The 19,528-nt window shown below is 42.2% G+C and carries 17 protein-coding genes; 16 read left to right on the top strand and 1 reads right to left on the bottom strand.

Annotated elements, in window-relative coordinates; all coding sequences use genetic code 11:
- Positions 1–564: 564 nt before the first annotated feature.
- The 3 genes from D0T66_RS12715 (at position 565) to D0T66_RS12705 (ending at position 3,620) form a co-directional block, all read left to right on the top strand.
- Positions 565–1,728, top strand: coding sequence for an FISUMP domain-containing protein (locus tag D0T66_RS12715; RefSeq protein ID WP_163357682.1), 1,164 nt, complete (start codon positions 565–567; stop codon positions 1,726–1,728).
- 257 nt (positions 1,729–1,985) lie between these two features.
- Positions 1,986–2,933 carry a cysteine synthase A gene (gene cysK / locus D0T66_RS12710; RefSeq protein WP_163357681.1) on the top strand — a complete coding sequence of 316 codons (948 nt, stop codon included), beginning with the start codon at positions 1,986–1,988 and terminating at the stop codon, positions 2,931–2,933.
- 321 nt (positions 2,934–3,254) lie between these two features.
- Positions 3,255–3,620, top strand: coding sequence for a hypothetical protein (locus D0T66_RS12705; protein ID WP_163357680.1), 366 nt, complete (start codon positions 3,255–3,257; stop codon positions 3,618–3,620).
- 66 nt (positions 3,621–3,686) lie between these two features.
- Here the strand turns inward: D0T66_RS12705 and D0T66_RS12700 are convergent, their stop codons facing one another.
- Positions 3,687–4,964, bottom strand: coding sequence for an Nramp family divalent metal transporter (locus D0T66_RS12700; protein WP_163357679.1), 1,278 nt, complete (start codon positions 4,962–4,964; stop codon positions 3,687–3,689).
- Positions 4,965–5,296: 332 nt separating this feature from the next.
- Here D0T66_RS12700 and D0T66_RS12695 point away from each other — a divergent pair, with 332 nt between their 5' ends.
- The 13 genes from D0T66_RS12695 to D0T66_RS12635 all read left to right on the top strand — a co-directional run bounded on the left by D0T66_RS12695 (position 5,297) and on the right by D0T66_RS12635 (position 19,445).
- Positions 5,297–10,888, top strand: a complete 5,592-nt coding sequence (locus tag D0T66_RS12695; RefSeq protein WP_163357678.1) for an alpha-2-macroglobulin — start codon at positions 5,297–5,299, stop codon at positions 10,886–10,888.
- Positions 10,889–10,967: 79 nt separating this feature from the next.
- Positions 10,968–11,822 (top strand): hypothetical protein, encoded by an 855-nt coding sequence (locus tag D0T66_RS12690; RefSeq protein ID WP_163357677.1) that lies wholly within the window; start codon positions 10,968–10,970, stop codon positions 11,820–11,822.
- Positions 11,823–11,984: 162 nt separating this feature from the next.
- Positions 11,985–12,362, top strand: coding sequence for a hypothetical protein (locus D0T66_RS12685; RefSeq protein WP_163357676.1), 378 nt, complete (start codon positions 11,985–11,987; stop codon positions 12,360–12,362).
- A gap of 149 nt (positions 12,363–12,511) precedes the next feature.
- A complete protein-coding gene (locus D0T66_RS12680; RefSeq protein WP_163357675.1) occupies positions 12,512–12,814 on the top strand; it encodes a septum formation initiator family protein in 303 nt (100 codons plus the stop codon).
- Positions 12,815–12,821: 7 nt separating this feature from the next.
- Positions 12,822–13,184 (top strand): hypothetical protein, encoded by a 363-nt coding sequence (locus tag D0T66_RS12675; protein WP_163357674.1) that lies wholly within the window; start codon positions 12,822–12,824, stop codon positions 13,182–13,184.
- 89 nt (positions 13,185–13,273) lie between these two features.
- Positions 13,274–14,101, top strand: coding sequence for a pyridoxal kinase (pdxY, locus tag D0T66_RS12670; protein WP_163357673.1), 828 nt, complete (start codon positions 13,274–13,276; stop codon positions 14,099–14,101).
- 254 nt (positions 14,102–14,355) lie between these two features.
- Positions 14,356–15,930: a hypothetical protein gene (locus D0T66_RS12665; RefSeq protein WP_163357672.1), complete on the top strand. Its 1,575-nt coding sequence runs from the start codon at positions 14,356–14,358 to the stop codon at positions 15,928–15,930.
- Between the two features lie 2 nt (positions 15,931–15,932).
- Positions 15,933–16,514, top strand: a complete 582-nt coding sequence (locus tag D0T66_RS12660) for a hypothetical protein (RefSeq protein WP_163357671.1) — start codon at positions 15,933–15,935, stop codon at positions 16,512–16,514.
- Positions 16,515–16,573: 59 nt separating this feature from the next.
- Positions 16,574–17,080 (top strand): hypothetical protein, encoded by a 507-nt coding sequence (locus tag D0T66_RS12655; RefSeq protein ID WP_163357670.1) that lies wholly within the window; start codon positions 16,574–16,576, stop codon positions 17,078–17,080.
- 55 nt (positions 17,081–17,135) lie between these two features.
- On the top strand, positions 17,136–17,687 hold the full coding sequence (locus tag D0T66_RS12650; RefSeq protein ID WP_163357669.1) for a hypothetical protein: 552 nt from the start codon (positions 17,136–17,138) through the stop codon (positions 17,685–17,687).
- Between the two features lie 66 nt (positions 17,688–17,753).
- Positions 17,754–18,305 carry a hypothetical protein gene (locus tag D0T66_RS12645; RefSeq protein WP_163357668.1) on the top strand — a complete coding sequence of 184 codons (552 nt, stop codon included), beginning with the start codon at positions 17,754–17,756 and terminating at the stop codon, positions 18,303–18,305.
- 65 nt (positions 18,306–18,370) lie between these two features.
- Entirely contained in the window at positions 18,371–18,877 is a 507-nt protein-coding gene (locus D0T66_RS12640) for a hypothetical protein (RefSeq protein WP_163357667.1), read from the top strand.
- Between the two features lie 55 nt (positions 18,878–18,932).
- Positions 18,933–19,445, top strand: coding sequence for a hypothetical protein (locus D0T66_RS12635; RefSeq protein WP_163357666.1), 513 nt, complete (start codon positions 18,933–18,935; stop codon positions 19,443–19,445).
- Positions 19,446–19,528: the final 83 nt, after the last annotated feature.

Here is a 19,528-nt window from a genome sequence, read left to right as displayed (position 1 = left end):
TACGAACTGCTGCATGGCTTTGCCCCTACTCGTCACTTGTCACTTGTCACTCGTCTACTAAAAAATATGCTTGTGTTAATGTCAGGGGTATTTCCGGCTGCGACAGCCGTACCTACCTCCCCCCAGCCCCCTCCANTTCGCACAGTTACGAGTTACAAGAGATAACTTACGAACTGCTGCATGGCTTTGCCCCTACTCGTCACTTGTAACTTGTAACTCGTTTACTAAAAAATATGCTTGTGTTAATATCAGGGGTATTCCCGGCTGCGACAGCCGTACCTACCTCCCCCCAGCCCCCTCCAAAAGAGGGGGAGCGAGGGGCTGTCTTTCAGTCAGCAGTTATCAGTCAACAGTTAACAATAGAACTTCTGTAGGGGCGCACCTGCGTGTGCGCCCGCAAACCGATATATCGGGCAGACACATAGGTCTGCCCCTACACCCTGATGACAAGAGATCCCTCGTGTCCACCCGGGATGACAATAAAGCTAACAGCTATCAATCAACGGCTAAAAGCTATATATCAGTACATTATCTCATTATCATATTTACTAATCATTTTTTTTTATGAAAAGAACAATCTTGACACAGGCTATGATTATATTAGCCTTTTCATTGACAACGATCAGCCTGCATGGACAGGTAACTATTGGAAGCGACCAAGCACCCAACAAGGGAGCACTACTCGACCTCACCGAAGGGGCTAATACAACTAAAGGACTGGGCTTGCCACGGGTGAAATTGACAAAAATAGATGACATCACCAATGGCGATATCACAGGCGTGACAGCAGCAAATGCTGATGAACATGTCGGCCTATTAGTGTACAATACGAATCAATGCCTCCCCGGTGGAGATATTGGCTTGCACGTTTGGGATGGAGACAAATGGCAGCAAATTGGAGGAAACAACTCGGCTGTGTATGAAGTTAAGGATTCACGGGACAATGAAATATATTTAGCTCGCAATTTTGGTAATGCAGGAGATTGGCTCTTAGAGAATGTACGATATGAAGATCCTTCATTTACTGTGAGTGTAAATGGCGAATCAGCAACTGCACAATCATATTTGTATCCTTCGGGCAATTCAAGCAATACTTACGGCAACCCTCCTGCAACATGGACTAAACAGGAAGGGCTACTCTACACTTACTCGGCTGCCACCAAAGGAGTGCAGGATGCCGTTGTCGAGGACCAAGGTCAAGGAGAAGTAAAGGAAGGTCCTACTTTCTATATACAAGGCGTTTGCCCTGCCGATTGGCATATCCCTTCCGACAAGGAGTGGAATGAACTGGAAGAAGAAATTTACAACCACCCCGAAAAGTATAGTTTCTATAGTGGAAGTAGTGAGTTTACCCCTGCAACATGGAATGCGACATCTCCTGATTGGAATACATTCAAAGGTGGAAGAGGCTCTACCGATTCCAAAAAGGGGCATGGCTATGCTATGCGTTCCTCCTGCTATGTTGATAATTCGGGTGGCCATTGGTCAAAAGAAAACCGTGGCTATACAGCCAAACGCGGAGGCTTCGACGCTTTGATGGTAGGACATGGGTCAAGAGGAGGTATATCAAATTATCGCTACACAGGAGGATTCTGGACTTCAAGTGTTTGGTCTATGAGCAATCATGCATACCATAGGTGGATAACTTATAATGGTGGTGAACAACTGGTCCAAAGACAAGTATGGGGCTTCAGTTGGTTGTTCTCCGTCCGTTGCAAAAAAGATTAGCGCGAATCAATTAGCAGATATCAAATAATTTATCTATACAGGGAAGCAGTCCGCAAGAGTTGTTTCCCTGCGCTCTTTAACTCTACTACTAAAAAAATGACAAATAAAAAAACACTGTAGTGCGTCAAATATGTAAAGTTTGTAAAGTTTTTGCTAATGGCTAAAGAAATGATTTTATCGGACAGTCCATTCAACCGAAATGTCACTATATTTGTTTTATAGGATTAAAGGTATAATTAACTAAAGATTCATTTATTATGGCAAAAATAGCAACCAAGCTGACCGACCTGATAGGCAACACACCCCTGTTGGAGTTGTCGAATTATCAGAAAAAGCACCATGTGCAAGCGCATTTAATAGCTAAATTAGAGTATTTCAACCCTGCCTCGAGCGTCAAAGACCGCATTGCCGCGGCCATGATAGAGGATGCGGAGAAAAAAGGTGCATTGAATCAGGACACCGAAATCATAGAGCCTACCAGCGGCAACACCGGCATCGGGCTGGCTTGGGTAGCAGCATCGAAGGGATATAAACTAACGCTGACAATGCCCGAAACGATGAGCATCGAGCGCCGCAACCTACTCAAAGCATTGGGCGCGAATATCGTGCTTACGCCCGGAGCGGAAGGCATGAAAGGTGCCATCGCCAAAGCCGAAGAGTTGCAGAAAACAAATCCGAACGCTATCATATTGCAGCAGTTCACCAATCCGGCCAATCCGGCTATCCATAAAAAAATAACAGCCGAAGAAATCTGGCGGGATATGGATGGAAATGTGGATGTATTCGTGGCAGGGGTAGGAACAGGCGGCACGATAAGCGGCGTTGGCGAGTTTCTGAAAAAGCATAAGCCGGAAGTAAAAATCGTAGCTGTAGAGCCCAAAGAATCGCCTGTATTGTCGGGAGGAAACGCTGGGCCACACAAGATTCAAGGCATAGGGGCAGGTTTTGTCCCGGTGAACTACGATGCTGCTGTGGTAGATACTGTTGTGCGAGTGAAAGGCGACGATGCCATCCGCACCAGCCGCGAATTAGCGCGCTGCGAAGGGCTATTGGTCGGCATATCATCGGGAGCAGCCGTCTATGCAGCTGCTGAATTGGCAAAGATGCCGGAGTATAACGGCAAAAACATTGTTGTACTATTGCCCGACACCGGCGAACGGTATCTTTCGACCGCCCTCTATGCTTTCGAGGATTATCCGCTATGATTGGGCTGAGAATGTTAAAATATTTCTTTTTGCTTCGTTTGAAGTATATTTTTTCGTCCTGTCTTCTGTACACATTGATATTATCTATCGCTCATAAGTAACCACCGAAAGCGACTAAACAAACAGTTCTTTGACAAAATGCTATAATAAACGAAAAAATAATCGCAAAAATATTTGTATGTTATAAAACATATTTTTATCTTTGTAATGTGAATTAAGACAAGAGCAGAGAATACCATGAAACCACATAGGGATTCTCTGTCTTTTTTTATTAGGTTAAAGGTTATAAATAAAGATTGTTTAATTAAAAACAAATTGGTTATGAAACGTTTATTAGTACTTACATTATGTGTTGTGGCTTTTGCCGCTAAATCATTTGCCGGTCAAGGCGTAGTTGTCGAAAAACTGAACGACAAAAAAACATTTAATCGCGTAGCACGTTATCTGTCAGTTGACTCTGATCAGTCTCAGGACTTGAAATATGTATTCAACCTTGCAGACAAACGATACAAAGAAGCTATCAAAGGTGGTGCATCAGAAGAAGAGGCAGCAACAAAGGCTATGAACTTTACGCTTGCTAACTCGAAAGTAGTATTATCAAAAGAACAATACAGCAAACTCCTTCAAGTAATCAATACAACAGTATTTCATCATGAAGCATCAAATCTTTTGGCTCAGAACCGCTAATCACTTAGCTTACTATAACATACAAGGCTGTTTCACATATGCATGAGACAGCCTTGATTGTTTTTATCAATTACCTGTGACGAAGCTTGCCAACAGCAGGATGTTCAGGAAAGTCACGATAGCCGCAATAATATACAGCATCCATTTGGTAAATGGGCGGTTGGCATACTTACCCATCACTTTTTCGGATGAAGTGAGGCGAACCTGAACAAAGACCGTGACAGGCAGCTGCATACTCAGTATGGCCTGCGATATAATAAGCCCCATAAACGGATTGTCGATGACAAAGATGATAAGCAACGCAACACCCAAAGAGATAGCGACGCCTGTGCGGGAATGAATATCCTTGATATTATACGGCTCGTTGTACATCCCTGCGAATATCGATCCGGCAGCAATACCCGATGTCATAGTCGACGAGATGCCGGCAAACAATAAAGCCAAAGCAAATACCACTCCTGCATTCGTCCCGAGTAACGGATCGAGCAACGATTTAGCCTGTTGCAGATCATCCACATGAACTCCTTGCTTGAAGAAAGTGGCAGCAGCCAGAAGAATCATCGCGCTATTGATTGCCCACCCGATAAGCATAGAGAAGAAAGTATCGAAAAACTCATACTTCATCTGCTTCTCCATCACCTTTTCGTCCTCCAGATTCCATTGGCGGCTCTGGATAACTTCGGAATGCAGAAAGAGGTTGTGAGGCATCACAACTGCACCGAGCACACTCATGATAAGCAACATACTACCTTGAGGGATAGAAGGCGTCACCCAAGCTTTAACGGCAGCACCCCACTCTATATCTATCAGGAATAGCTCGTAGATGAACGACAATCCTATCAGCGAAACGAATGCAATAATATAGCGCTCTATCTTCTTGTAGGAGTTCGAGAACATCATCACAAAGACGAAGATGGTAACGAGAATAGCGCCTATCTTGATAGGGATACCGAAAAGCATCTCCAAGGCGATGGCTCCCCCGAGTATTTCGGCGAGGGATGTCGAAATAGATGCCCCGATAGCCGACCAAAGAACAACCTTCGATCCGGTCTTGGGCAGGTACCTGGTTATTGCTTCCGACAGACACAATCCCGTAGCAATGCCTAAGTGCGCCACATTGTGCTGCAAGATAATAAGCATAATGGTGGAAAGGGTAACAACCCACAAAAGCGTATATCCGAACTCCGAACCGGCAGCAAAGTTAGACGCCCAGTTACCCGGATCGATAAATCCGACCGTAACCAGCAATCCCGGCCCGATATATTTGAGCAACTCAAAAGCCCCTGACTTCTGTTTCGTATTCCTCGTTTTGTACGCCTTCCGCAGTTTCTTGAATATGTTCATTTCGTATATGATAACAGTGTTTCTATAGTCCTATTATGAAGTAACAATCCTAATCATTTTTTGTTGCTTCAGGTCTTACCTTTTATTGTTTTTGCCTATAAATCCGCACTGCATTTTTACTGTTTCTACAAATATACAAAATCATTAATTATCCGGATTCATGATTCTTCCGAAGCGGCTTTTTTATAAAAAATATTAAATCGCCTGTTTTCTGCAAATTATCCTGAATAATTGATAAATTTTTGATAGAAATCTCCGAAAGAAAAAGTTATATTTGTAGAGATAGTAAAATACACAATAAATATCACCAAACACTTTCAGAACTTATTCTAATGAACAAAAAGATCACCGCTTTGCTTGCCGTTGCTGCGGTTATTTTCTTCGTATTTGCATTTGGCGGGTGCAAAACAAAAAATAACCACGAAATCAATCCTGAATTCTCTCGCTACATCGCAGGATTCACGTATGGAAACATTACCTCTTCTTCGCCTGTCATTGTCGAACTCACACAAGATGTGCCTGCCGTAGAGATAGGCAAAGAAGTCGACAAGGATTTGTTCAAACTCAGCCCTTCGGTCAAAGGAAAAGCTTACTGGGAAAGTACGCGCACCATCAAATTCGTTCCCGAACCCGGAGAGTTGAAAGCAGGAACGCAATATGATGTGATCTTCAAACTGGACAAAGTGTTAGATGTGGAAAGTGATTTCAAGGAATTTTACTTCAATTTTCAGATACCCGAGCAAAGCTTCGATTTCGATTTATCGCCCTATTCACCGATGAAAAACAACGATCTCGCATGGAATAGCGTGCGAGGAACATTGACTTTATCGGACGATGCGAAACCGGAAGATATACAGAAAATGTTCTCTCTGTCGGACAAAAAAGCCCGCATACAGGTTTCGCCGACCATCACCCCTACACGGTACAACATCATTATCGACAGTTTGCTCCGTACCAATACCGATACAGAATATACGCTTACCGTTTCAGGGAAAGCCATCAATGCCAAAACTGAAGATAAAACCTATAAAATAGCCATTCCATCGTTGAGCGCGAGTGATCTGAAAGTGGTGGATGTGTCCACAGGATACGACCCGAAAGAGTCTATCCATATCACATTCAGCGATCCGCTTTCGAGTAAACAGAATATCGAAGGGCTGGTGAAGATAGCAGGAGTCAAAAACTTCTCCTATGAGATTCAAAGCAATGTATTGATTCTTTACCTCGATACCTATTCGCGCCGCAACAATGTAAGCCTTACATTGCATAAGCAACTGAAGAGCATCAATGGAAGAACGCTCGACAACGACTATACATATGCGCTGCAATTCGAACAGAACAACCCACAGATAAAGCTGCCGAGTTCGGGCAATATCCTGCCCGATACGGGAAGGCTGATAATACCGATACAGGCTGTCAACCTTTGGGCAGTAGACGTGAAAGTGATTAAGATATTCGAAAGCAATATACTCGGCTATCTGCAAAGCAACAACTTAGGTGGCGACAGCCAATTGAGACGCTTCGGGCGATTAATCCTTAAAAAGCGCCTCCGCCTCGATACCGATCCGACTGTAAGATTAGAGGAATGGAATACCTTCTCGCTCGACCTGTCTTCGATGATCAAGCGCGATCCGGGAGCAATCTACCGCCTCGAGTTTTCGATGAGGCAGGAGTATTCGCTTTATCCGTGCGATGGCGTTGTTCCCGAAAAACCGACAGAATCGGCCTTGGAAAGATTCGATACTGTTACCGACGAAGATATGTCGCAATTCGACACGCCGGGGTATTACTATTATGACGACTATGATGTCGACTGGAGTGAATACAACTGGTCGGACAGGGATAATCCTTGCAAGCCTACCTACTATATGAACAGGAAGGAAAGCTGTGTTGTCATGGGTTCTAACATGGGTATCACGGCCAAACTGGGAGGAAACAAAAAACTAATGGTTGCCCTGACTAATTTAGTCAACACCGAACCTATTTCGGGTGCAACGATAGACGTATATAACTACCAGATGCAGCGCATCGGGACAGGAAGTACCAATAAAGAAGGCTTTGCCGACGTTTCGTACGAAGGCGGTGTACCGTTTGCCGTCATTGCATCGAAAGGGAAAGACAAAGGCTACCTGAAAGTAACATCGGGGCTTTCGCTCTCGTTGAGTAATTTCGATGTCAGCGGAAAGGAAATACAAAAAGGACTGAAAGGATACATCTATGGCGAGCGTGGCGTCTGGCGTCCGGGCGATTCTATTTTTGTCACTTTCGTTCTGGAAGACAAGAATAAGATGTTGCCGGCCGTACATCCTGTTTCGCTCGACCTATACACCCCTCGCGGGCAATTGTATCAGCGCTACCTTGCAGCCAGCGGACAAAACGGATTCTACGCTTTCCGCATGGCTACCGAACCCGATGCGATAACAGGTTACTGGCGCGCACAGGTCAAAGTAGGAGGCGCGACATTCGACCAATCCCTCCGCATCGAAACAGTGAAACCGAACCGGCTGAAAGTACGCTTAGATGCAGGCGATATGATAGATGCCTCCGAAGGAAAACTCAAAGCCAAAATATCATCTCAATGGCTGCACGGTGCTCCGGCAAGCTATCTGAGAGCGACAGTCGAAATGCGCCTGACAAAAATGTCGAATCCGTTTAGCGCTTATCCGAAATATACGTTCGACAATCCGGCGTCTAATTTCTACTCCGATACCTATCAATTATTCGACCAAATGCTCGATGAAAACGGCGAAAATCAGGTAGAAGCCAGCCTTCCGAGTGCCGAGAATGCTCCGGGAATGTTGCAGGCGAATATCATTTCGCGCGTTTACGAATCGGGTGGTGATGCAAGTATCAATACGCAAGTTGTGCCGTATTCCCCTTTCGAGTCTTATGTAGGTATCAAAACGCCGAACGAAAACACATACGACTGGCTCGAAACCGACACCGACAACATTGTCGATATATTGACCGTAGATGCTAAAGGCAAGCCTGTCAACCGCGCAGGCATCAATGTGAAAGTCTACAAGCTGCGCTGGTCGTGGTGGTGGAGCCAAAGCTATTCGTCTATTTCGTCTTACATCAACAGCACATCGGCAGAAGTGTTGATGGATGAAACTATCTCCACATCGGGAGGAAAAGGAAAGGTTAAATTCCGCATCGATTATCCTGAGTGGGGACGCTACCTGATTCTGGCATCCGATGAAGAAAGCGGACATACCGCCGGAAAGATTGTTTATGTCGACTGGCCTGCTTATCGCGGACGCAGCAACAAGCAGGATGCGATGGGAACAACCATGCTCTCGTTCTCGACGGACAAGAACAAATATGCCGTAGGTGAAAAGGCGACCGTTATCCTGCCGAAAAGCTCGAACGGACGCGCCCTGATTACGATAGAAGACGGTTCGCGCGTTATCTCCCGCACATGGGTGAAAACAAGCGCCAACGAAGATACCAAGCATACCTTCGCCGTGACGGACGAGATGGCTCCTAACTTCTATGTTTGGGCGAGCCTCTTGCAGCCGCACTCGCAGACGTCGAACGAATCGCCTATCCGCATGTACGGGGTACTGAATATCAACGTGGAGAACCAGAATACGAAACTCGAGCCTGTTATCAATATGCCGGATGTAGTCCGTCCCGAAGAAGAATTTACGGTATCCATTACCGAAAAGAACAAGAAGGACATGACCTATACGCTGGCTATCGTAGACGACGGGCTGCTCGACCTCACTTCATTCAAAACACCGAATGCCTGGAAAGAATTCTATGCCCGTCAGGCTTTAGGCGTGCGCACATGGGATTTGTACAACATGGTAGTAGATGCCAAGACAGGTAAATTCGGCCCACTATTGAGTATTGGTGGGGGCGACGAAGACGAGGCTGAGAAAGAAGGTGGTACTAATAAAGCTAACAATGTCAATCGTTTCAAACCGGTAGTGAAATATTTAGGCCCTTTCACACTGAAAGGCGGTCAGACGAAGAAACATAAGATTACGCTTCCGCAATACTTCGGCTCTGTCCGTGTGATGGTCGTTGCCGGTAATGGCGATGCAGCTTATGGAAGTGCGGACAAAACCGTACAGGTGAAAAATCCACTGATGGTGCTGTCTACCCTTCCGCGTGTGGCAGGACCAGGCGAAGAAATCCTGTTGCCTGTGAATGTATTTGCGATGGATGATAAGATAAAGAACGTCTCGGTGAGTGTGAAGTCCGAAGGCTTATTCCAATTTACCGACGGAACGTCGAAATCGGTATCGTTCACCAAGCAAGGCGACCAGATGGTTTACTTCAAAATGAAAGTTGCCAACAAAACAGGCGTAGAGAAAGTGACGATTACGGCCTCGGGAGCCGGCGAAACGGCTACCGAAACGATAGACATCGAAATCCGCAACCCGAACCCGTATGTGGTACTGACTTCAGACCAATTGGTTTCGGCAGGAAAAGAAGCCTCGTTAAGCCTCAAAATGGACGACCTGAAAGATGGCGACTGGGTACGCATGGAGGTATCGCGCATGCCGGGAATCAACCTCAACAAGAACCTCGATTATCTGCTCGATTATCCGCACGGATGCTCCGAACAGGTTACTTCGCGCGTGTTCCCGCTGCTGTATATCAGCAACTTCATGGAGTTGAGCGCTGCGCAGAAACAGAAAATGGATTACAACATCAAAGAAGGAATCCGCATTATATCAGCCCGCCAACTCTCGGACGGAGGTATCGCTTACTGGCCGGGCGACCGTTATCCTACGGAATGGGTGACGACGTATGCCGGACACTTCCTCATCGAAGCGCAACGCGCAGGGTATAATGTACCTTCGTCGGTACTGAGCAAATGGAAATCATTCCAGAAGAAAGGTGCTCTACAGTGGAACAACAACAGCATGTACAGCACTTACTACTCCAACAGTATGAGTGACTTGCAACAAGCCTACCGCCTATACACCTTGGCGTTGGCAGGTGATGCCGAATTGGGAGCAATGAACCGCCTAAAAGAGATGAATAATATTTCTTCGCAAGCCCGCTGGCGTCTGGCTGCCGCCTATATGATAGCCGGCAAAACAGATGCTGCCAACCAGGTAATATCGGGAGCAAGCGATATTGTCGGCAAATACTCATTCAACAACGACACTTACGGCTCTTCAACGCGCGATATGGCGATGATTATGGAGACCTACCTGTTGATGGGCAAAACGGATAAAGCCTTGCAATTGTCTCATAAAGTGGCCGAAGGCCTGAACGGACGTTACTACAGTTCGACGCAATCGTCGGCTTATGCGCTGGTAGCGATGTCGAAACTGGCAGAGAAGATGGGACAGGGATTGGTTTCGTACGAATGGGATTTGAATGGCGTTACGCAAAAGAACGGACAGCAGGGACGTGTCTTCCAGGTGATAGACATCAAACCGACGAAAAAAGTCGATGTCAAGTTCCGCAACAATGGCGATGGCGAGTTGTATGTACGCCTGATAGGTAAGACACAACCGCTCGAAGATAAGAATCCGGCCATCAGCAACGGCATCAACCTGTCGGTGAAGTATACCGATGAGGACGGGCATGCTATCGACGTCACATCATTGAAGCAAGGAACGGAGTTCTATGCAAAGGTTACGCTGCAAAACTCTTCGGGGCAATACCTGACAGACTTGGCGCTGACGCAGATATTCCCGTCGGGATGGGAGATTTTCAACAATCGCATGTATGACGAAGAGGCGGAAGCCGATAGCCGATACAACTATCAGGATGTGCGCGACGACCGTGTGATGACTTATCTGAACCTCGGTACGAATTATTCGAATACGGTGACTATACGTTTGCAGGCGGCCTATTGCGGACGCTTCTACCTGCCTGCCGTGGGATGTGAGGCGATGTATAGCCCCGACTTGCAAGGACGCACTACAGGACGCTGGGTAGAGGTGAAACAGTAATCAAAAAAGATTTCTCTATAGAAGAAATAGGGTATTTCGGTCGAAATACCCTATTTTTGCATATTATACAAATATCGATATGAAAAAAGTACTCTGTACATTCGCCAATCATTTTATTACGAGAGGGTTCCCCCGCTTCAAAGAACAAGCGGAGAGCATGGACGTATTCGACGAAATTATTTTCTACTCCCAAAAGGATCTGGGAAAAGATTTCAGGGCAAAGTATGGCCGTCATCTCTACCCTTATTCCCGCGGTTTCGGCTATTGGTCATGGAAACCTTATCTGATATTGAAGGCATTGGAGTTGCTCGAAGAAGGCGACATCCTCCTATATACCGATTTGGGCTGTTTTTTCAATCCGAATGGACGCAAACGCATGATGGAATACTATGATATGGTAGAAAAATCGCCGATTGGCATCTTAGGATTCCGCAGCTACGAAAAGAGCTACAATGGCATGCCGGAGAATACGTATTATGAGTATCAGTTTACTAAAGGGGACATCCTCGACTATTTCGGCGTACGAAATGATGAATCCTATACACAAACGACCCAGTTTGAAGCAGGGATTATTTTTATTCGTAAAAATCCGCAGTCGGTACTCTTCTTTAAAGAATGGCTGGATGCTATCTATGCTGATACTTCGCTTATCACAGACCAACCTTCACGCTCACCAAACCTCGAAGGCTTTGTCGAAAACCGCCACGACCAGAGCCTCTATTCAATATTAGCAAAAAAACATAAGATTGCTGAAGTCTCTACCAATGAGCTATTCCCTATAGGACAGAATTGGGACTTACTCACCGATTATCCTATCTGGGCGATGCGCGACATGCATTATCCGAGCAAGTTCCATTACCTCCACCGACTGCGTTTCCGGCAGTTATACAATGCTTTATGGTCACTGAAATATCTTTTCAAGTCAAAATCGTAATTTTTCACCCCATCCGAAATCCTTTCCCACAAAGGGATTTCAATTTTTAACACAAAAAAAAATAAAAAAAGTTGCGTTTCGTTGTAATATTTCGCCCCCTTTTGTACTCATATATAATGAGAGCAGTTAAGAAAAAAATAACAACTATAAAAACGAAACGCTATGAAAACAACGGTAATAATATTAGCAGCATTGATGAGCTTGGTATCTGTGAATTTATCAGCGAACAACGTAAAACCCGAAGATGTAAATCTGGGAGTGGAACTACTATCGAAGCGTAGCATGTCGAAAGAATATATAATCAATAACGAACAGGATTCGACATCTACTATGAGAATCGTTTACACAGATAACAACACAGGCAATCGCACAGCCAAAATAGTCTATCATCTGGATAGCGAAAGTGGTAAATGGATTGTGTCGAACAGGACGGAATATAAATATAACAACCAGAACCAGCTGACACAGGTCGTTAACTACTACTGGGATAAAGTGAATGCCGAATGGACGAATGTGCAGGTGCAAGATATACTCCGATAAATCCGTAAGATAAAGTCAGACAGAAGAAAGCAGTCCGGAAGGGTTGCTTTTTTCTTATGCAACAAAAATATAACAGATATAATATGGCATGCTAATCACAATTCTTTATCTTTGCAACGAAAGTAGTGTTTATCTAACAGACAGGGCAGATGAAATTTGTTAAAGCAATAGGTCGCTATCTTACGCAATATTTTTCGAAATTGCAGTTACTGGCAATCGTTGTCCTTATTGTTTTTGCCTTTTTCGTAAGCGATAGCAATATCTTTACGCGGTTGAATTACGATATAGAAATTCACGACCTGAACAACCAAATCGAGTATTACCGCGAACAGGCCGAAAAGGATAAAGAACGCCTCCAACAGTTGAACTCAAATAAAGAAGACATAGAAAAATTCGCGCGCGAAAACTTTATGATGAAGAAGCCGGACGAAGACATTTTCATTGTCGAATAAATAACATATGAACCTTTCCCCTCAAATCCGTAATATTATTTTTCAGGTATCGGCATTGTTGATTTTATTTTCGGCAATACTATATTCTTTTTCGTTCGATATAGCCAGATACCTTATCATTGCAGGCGTTATCGGATATGCCGGCACTGTTTTCACAGGAAAGTATCCGGGCAAAAGTATCCAGGGGAAACGACTGTATAACATTCAGGTATTCGGCGTGCTGTTTATGGTCGCCTCTTCGTACCTGATGTTTGTCGGACGGCACGAATGGGTTATTACGCTGCTGATAGGAGCGCTCTTCATATTATACACGTCTATCGCCCTGCCGCGGGCTTATAAGAAGGAGCAGGACGAAAAAAAGAAGAAATAATGCCTACAAGGCAATCCCCTTCTCTTTTAACTTTTTCGTTGTTCGCGTGTTATTAAAACTGTACAAAGCTCAAAAAAAAACAACCACTGATGAAAAATGACAAGATATTATCTATCCAGAGCAGGCTGGCATACGGCTACGTAGGCAACAACGTAGCAGAATTAGCTATCCAGCTGCACGGATTAGACGTTATTTCGCTGCCTACCGTCCTGCTGGCAACTCACACGGGACATAAGCCGATCTATGGGCGAGCCACGGACAAAGCCTCTTTTGACGAACTGATAAAAGGCATCGAAGCAATACATGTTTTAGACACCACAGCATGTGTGGTTACGGGATATATCGGTACGGATGATATACTCGGTTCGACGCTCGATTTCGTCAGGAGGATAAAAAAGCAATATCCCGACAAGCTATATATCTGCGACCCGGTAATGGGTGATTTCGATCAGGGTATGTATGTCCCCGAAACAGTGGCAGGTAAGATTCAGTCGGAGCTTATTCCTTTGTGCGACGTACTTACGCCTAACCAATTCGAGCTGGAACATATGCTCGGGAAAAAGATTCGGTCGATTGAAGAAGTGACCGCTTTGGTTGCCCATTCTCCCGCCTTTTCCGATAAAACGTTTATTATCACAGGCTGCCTGCTGGAAGATACACCGGAGGGTATTATCGAATCGCTCGTGGTAAGAAACGGGAAAATAGACCGCATCCACTCCCGCCGAATAGCCGTGACTGTGACAGGAGCAGGCGATTTATATACTGCTATATTGGCTTCGCAATTAGCCAGAGGGAAGGATATGCTTGCAGCCGTACAGAAAGCTGCCGATACGCTTTCTTCTTGCTTCGAGGATTTGGCATCGAAAGGGCTGACCGAGATGAATGCTGCTTGTATATTGAAATACCTGAAGCCATAATAACAGTCTTCTTATAATTTTATCTATATAAGAGAAGTAGACGAGTAGATTGTCATTCCGATAGTGTGTCGAAATACTTCGCTTAGCACGAAAAGATCATTCCTCTATTTCGTGGCACTCTAATTGTTAAAATCGAAAAAAACCATTGTGCATTTCTTGGTAGGTTGAATTGTAAAGTTTATATTTACAACAAGTTCATAGAGGGCCCTCAAATGAACCCAAAGAAATTACAGTACTTAATAAACAAACAGCTAATGAAGAACAAAATCAAACTTTATTCGGGGCTAATGGCAGGAGTTCTGCTTTTCTCGGTACTGGTGTATGCCTGTACGAAAGAGGAGGTAGCAACCGAGCCTCAACAGCCGGTGGAAGCCTTAACAATTGAAAATGCACAAAAGTGGTACAACCAGCATTTCGGTTCGGCGGCAAAGACGAAAGCATCTTCGGATGCAGGCGACGATGACGGGATTACTTTAATCCCGCAATGGAATGAGGCCGAGCTTTCGGAGAACTCGGCATGGTACACAGTGGAAAGCCCACTGGAATCTTCTTCGGACATCCGTGTCCTCTTTATGCAGGAGGAGGTATTAAATCATGCAATTGACAACAAGGCGTATCAACAGGTGAAGCAGGTACACCGCCATGTGGTGATGCGAAACAGGGAGACGGGCGAAACGTATGCTTTTATCATGGTGGTGATGCCGACGCTGGAGTATATGCAACGTGTGGGTGATGCCTTGGAAACGAACAAGTATCTTTCGCGGGAGAGTGACTTGGATGGTGAGGTTGTCTATTTCAACTGTGCAGGCGAATTCGTCAATGGATGGATATATGAGAAGGGGAAAATCACCTACGGTACGCATGTGGAGGAGTTCGGCGGAAATAGAACGAAATCTTTTGTTCTTATCGAAATTTGCCACAATCAGCTTGCTCTTGGTGGAGTAGCCGGGGATGAATTAGGGGTAATTGATGACCGAATGATTTGTAGAGATTATTCCCTTTGGACAGATGATGCTCCTACCCTTCCTGAATTTGGCCTTGGAGGCGGTGGCGACATCTCTTTACCAGCTCTGGGAAGTGGTGGTAAATGGAATGCTCCTGAACCGAAGGACAAGGAGCCGGAGGAACGGAAAGACTGTGCCGGAAAGGCAGCTCAGAATGCGAATAATGCGCAAAGTGCAATGGAGGCAAATGAAAAAACTCAAAAAACTGTAGAGAATTTGAAAGAAAAAGCATCAAATCAGAAAGTGGAATACGGAACCACAATTGAATATATTAATGGGCAATATGTCATTAAGGATATTGTTGGAGGAGAGCAGTATAGCGTTACTATACCATTTAATTATCAAACCACTTTATATGATATCCATACTCATCCTAATGCATATGGCCTTACAGGAAAGTATCTGCAAGACGGGCCTTCGGAAAGGGATATCTATTCGCTGCTAAAGGATTATATTAAGAGTCAAGCACAAGGAGGAGTCTATAAGGGATCTATCATAATAACTTCTACTGGAACAGAGATTTTAATATGTGTAAATGATCCTTCTTTAGCCAGTAACCCCAGTACTCGAGATAAATTTGCGACAGATTCAGATGGTTTATTTAAAGATCGAGCATTGAATGATGAATATGCTCGAATAACGCAAGATTTAATAAGCCAAGGCTTTTCGGGAAGTGACGCCAGTATATTCTCGATGAGTCGTTTATTGGATAAATATAATAGTGGTCTTAAGATTTCTAAAAAAGAAAAAGGAAAAAATTCTTTTAAAGAGACCAAAACAACAGAAAAGAGTTTAAATGAATACAAACCAACTATATGTCCTTGATTATGAAAAAGTTACTATTAACAACCATAATACTATTAGCAGTTAGTTCAGTTAAAGCACAATGCAATTTACCTTACAAATCATTGAGTGAATTTAAAAATGATACAACAGCATTTATGTTATACAATTTTATGGATAGAGCTGAATGTTATAAGGGTAAAACATTAAAAGAAGTACGCAATGATTTACATCTTCCTGTAAAATGGGCAATGTCTACTTATAACAAGAGACGGCCAACTATATCATATGGAATTTCGATTGGTATTCTCTCTAATAAAGAGAGTATTGAGAAAATAAGGAACAATAAACATAATAATACAATTTATATTTATTGGGAAGAAGCATATCCTATAAATCCAGAAGAGGATTTTGATGCTATTAAGAATAATAATCTCAATTATTACAATATTTATAACAATTGCAAAATAAAGAATATATATACAACGATTCCAGAGGGTGAAAAGTACGCCAAATATCGTAAAATGGAAGAAGAAAGACTCAAAAAGGAGGATGAAGAAGCTAAGGTGAAAAAGAAGAGCTTGCCTCCTTTGCCAGAAGAGATGGGGTGGTCTGTTAAAGAATAAATAAGTAATTCAGCCAGTCCGGTATCAGGCCTATCGGGCTGGTTTTACTTTTCTTAATTATGAAAAGAATAACATTAATTATATTAGTTCTGCTTAGCTCAATAGCAGTTAAAGCACAATGTGATCTGCCATACAAATCATTGAGTGATTTCAACCATGATATAGAACAATTTAAAGATTATAATTTTATAGTACGGGCAAATTGCTATAAAGATAAAACGGTAGAAAATATTCTTAATGATATAAATGCACCTATCACTTATGTTATTTCGGAGATGAATCGAAATGACACTAAAAAAGAAGGAATATATCTCTATTGGGGAGAGAAAAACGTTGTCTTGATTCTATTTAATGAAATAGAAAATCCAGATTTTTCTTTAGATGGAAAATGGTCGGAAACTGCTTCCAAGTATTACAAAAATAGAATAATTAAGGCCGTATATGTCCCGATAGGGAAAGATGATTTGCCATACAATACTAAAAAATCAAAATCCAATAAACCGAAACCTAAATTTCGATTAGTAAGAGGTCCTCTACCTCCAGGAAATTTAGAGGATTTGAAATAAATTATCTATCCAGTCCGGTATCGGCCCTACCGGACTGGTTTTACTTTTCTTAATCATGAAAAAGTTACTATTAATAACCATAATACTATTAGCAGTTAGTTCAGTTAAAGCACAATGCAATTTGCCCTATAAAGATTTGAAATCTTTTAATAATGATACAACAGCTTTCTTTGTCCATAACTTTATCAACAGAGCCGACTGCTATAAAGGGAAAACACTGAATGATGTGGTGAAGGATATGCAACTCCCGATAAAAAAAGGTAATGCAATAATAAAAGGTAGAATAACCAATTATTCTCTTGGGGTAATAATTGGAGTGAATACGAACGACGAAAGTTTGATATTAAGAGAGCAAGGTCGAGTAGCGAATAATCTTTTTGTTTATTGGGAAGATGAAGTATATATTGATTTGCAACACGAGGCAGATATAACCGATCATAAAAAGCCTTATAGCGATTATCTCGATATATACAAAAACGCTAAGATAAAGGAACTAAAAGCACTTGCTCCTAAAGAGGAAAAATATCTGAATCAGGTAAAAAGTGCCGAAAAAAGAAACGAATTTATCCGGCGACAGAAACTAATAGAAGAGTCTATTAACAGGTAGAGAACCTATACCTTCCCTGAGTAGATAGTACCGCGGGTATCTACTCGGGGATAGTTTTTATCAATTATGAAAAAGATAATATTAATAACAATTATGCTATTAGGGATTACATCTGTGAAAGCGCAATGCAATCTACCCTATAAAGACTTGAAAGCATTTAATAATGACACAACGGCGTTTTTCGTTCATAACTTTATTAACAGGGCCGATTGTTATAAGGGTAAGACACTGCATGATGTGGTAAAGGATATGCAGCTCCCTATTAAATGGGGGCAATCAATACTCAAAGCCGGAATAACAAATTATTCGCTTGGTGTTAAAATAGGTGTAAATACAAATGATGAATCCTTACGCCTGATAAATAACAATAAAACAGATAATACTATTTATATTTATTGGGAAAATGAAGTATATATCGATTTGCAACACGAAGCAGATATAATATATGGTAAAAAGCCATATACCGATTATCTCGATATATACAAAAACGCTAAGATAAAGAAATTAAAAGCACTTGCTCCTAAAGAGGAAAAATATCTGGAGCAGGTAAAAAGTGCCGAAAAAAGAAACGAATTTATCCGGCAACAAAAACTAATAGAAGAGGTTATTAACAGGTAGAGAACCTATACCTTCCCTGAGTAGATAGTACCGCGGGTATCTACTCGGGGATAGTTTTATCAATCATGAAAAAATTACTATTAATATTAATTACATTTCTAACGATTATAGAAATTAAAGCCCAATGCGATTTACCGTACAAATCATTGAATGATTTTAACAATGATATAGAATTATTTAAGGATTATAATTTTATAGTACGGGCAAACTGTTATAAAGATAAAACAGTGGAAACCATTCTTAATGATATAAATGTTCCTATCACTTATGTAATTTCGGAAATGAATCGAAATGATACTAAAAAAGAAGGTATATATCTTTATTGGGGAGAGAAAAACGTTGTCTTGATTCTATTTAATGAAATAGAAAATCCTGACTTTTCTTTAGATGGAAAATGGTCGAATGATGCTTCTAAATATTATAAAGATAAAGTGATTAAGGCGGTATATCTCCCGATAGGGAAAGATGATTTGCCATACAATACTAAAAAATCAAAATCCAATAAACGTAAACCTAAATTTCGATTAGTAAGAGGTCCTCTACCTCCAGGAAATTTAGAGGATTTGAAATAAATTATCTATCCAGTCCGGTATCGGCCCTATCGGACTGGTTTTACTTTTCTTAATCATGAAAAAAATAACATTAATAATTATGATAATACTGGGTATCTCAACGGCGAATGCCCAATGCGATTTGCCTTACAAATCATTGCCAGAATTTAATAAGGATACAACATCTTTTATAATTTATAATTTCCTGGATCGTTCAGATTGTTATAAAGATAAGACGATGGAAGAACTCTATAATGAGTTACTCCCCTCCATCAAATATATTACTGAATCGGCTCAAAATAAAGATATAATAAAATTGTATATTTATCTATATAACGAATCAAATTCTGAGCCAATTTATATTTGTTGGGAAAAAGAAGATTTAGAAAATATAGATCTTCCTAAAAATGAGATATTTTTCTACGAGAAATACAAAAACAATAAAATAAGAGAAATTGGAGTAATATTATCCCCTAATCATAAAGATTATCAGAGATATTATTCGCAAAAGAAGAGTCGTACATTTAAAGAGCCCAGAGGTTATATAAAAAATGGCCGCATGGTTTATCGGTGGAAAACAGGTAAATAACTTGTGAATAAGTAATTCAGCCAGTCCGGTATCGGGCCTATCGGACTGGTTAATTTTATCGATTATGAAACAGGTTATTATTA

The organism is Dysgonomonas sp. 25, assembly GCF_010501075.1.
In the GTDB taxonomy this organism is placed as follows: domain Bacteria; phylum Bacteroidota; class Bacteroidia; order Bacteroidales; family Dysgonomonadaceae; genus Dysgonomonas.
This window is presented reverse-complemented; position numbering and strand designations above follow the sequence as displayed.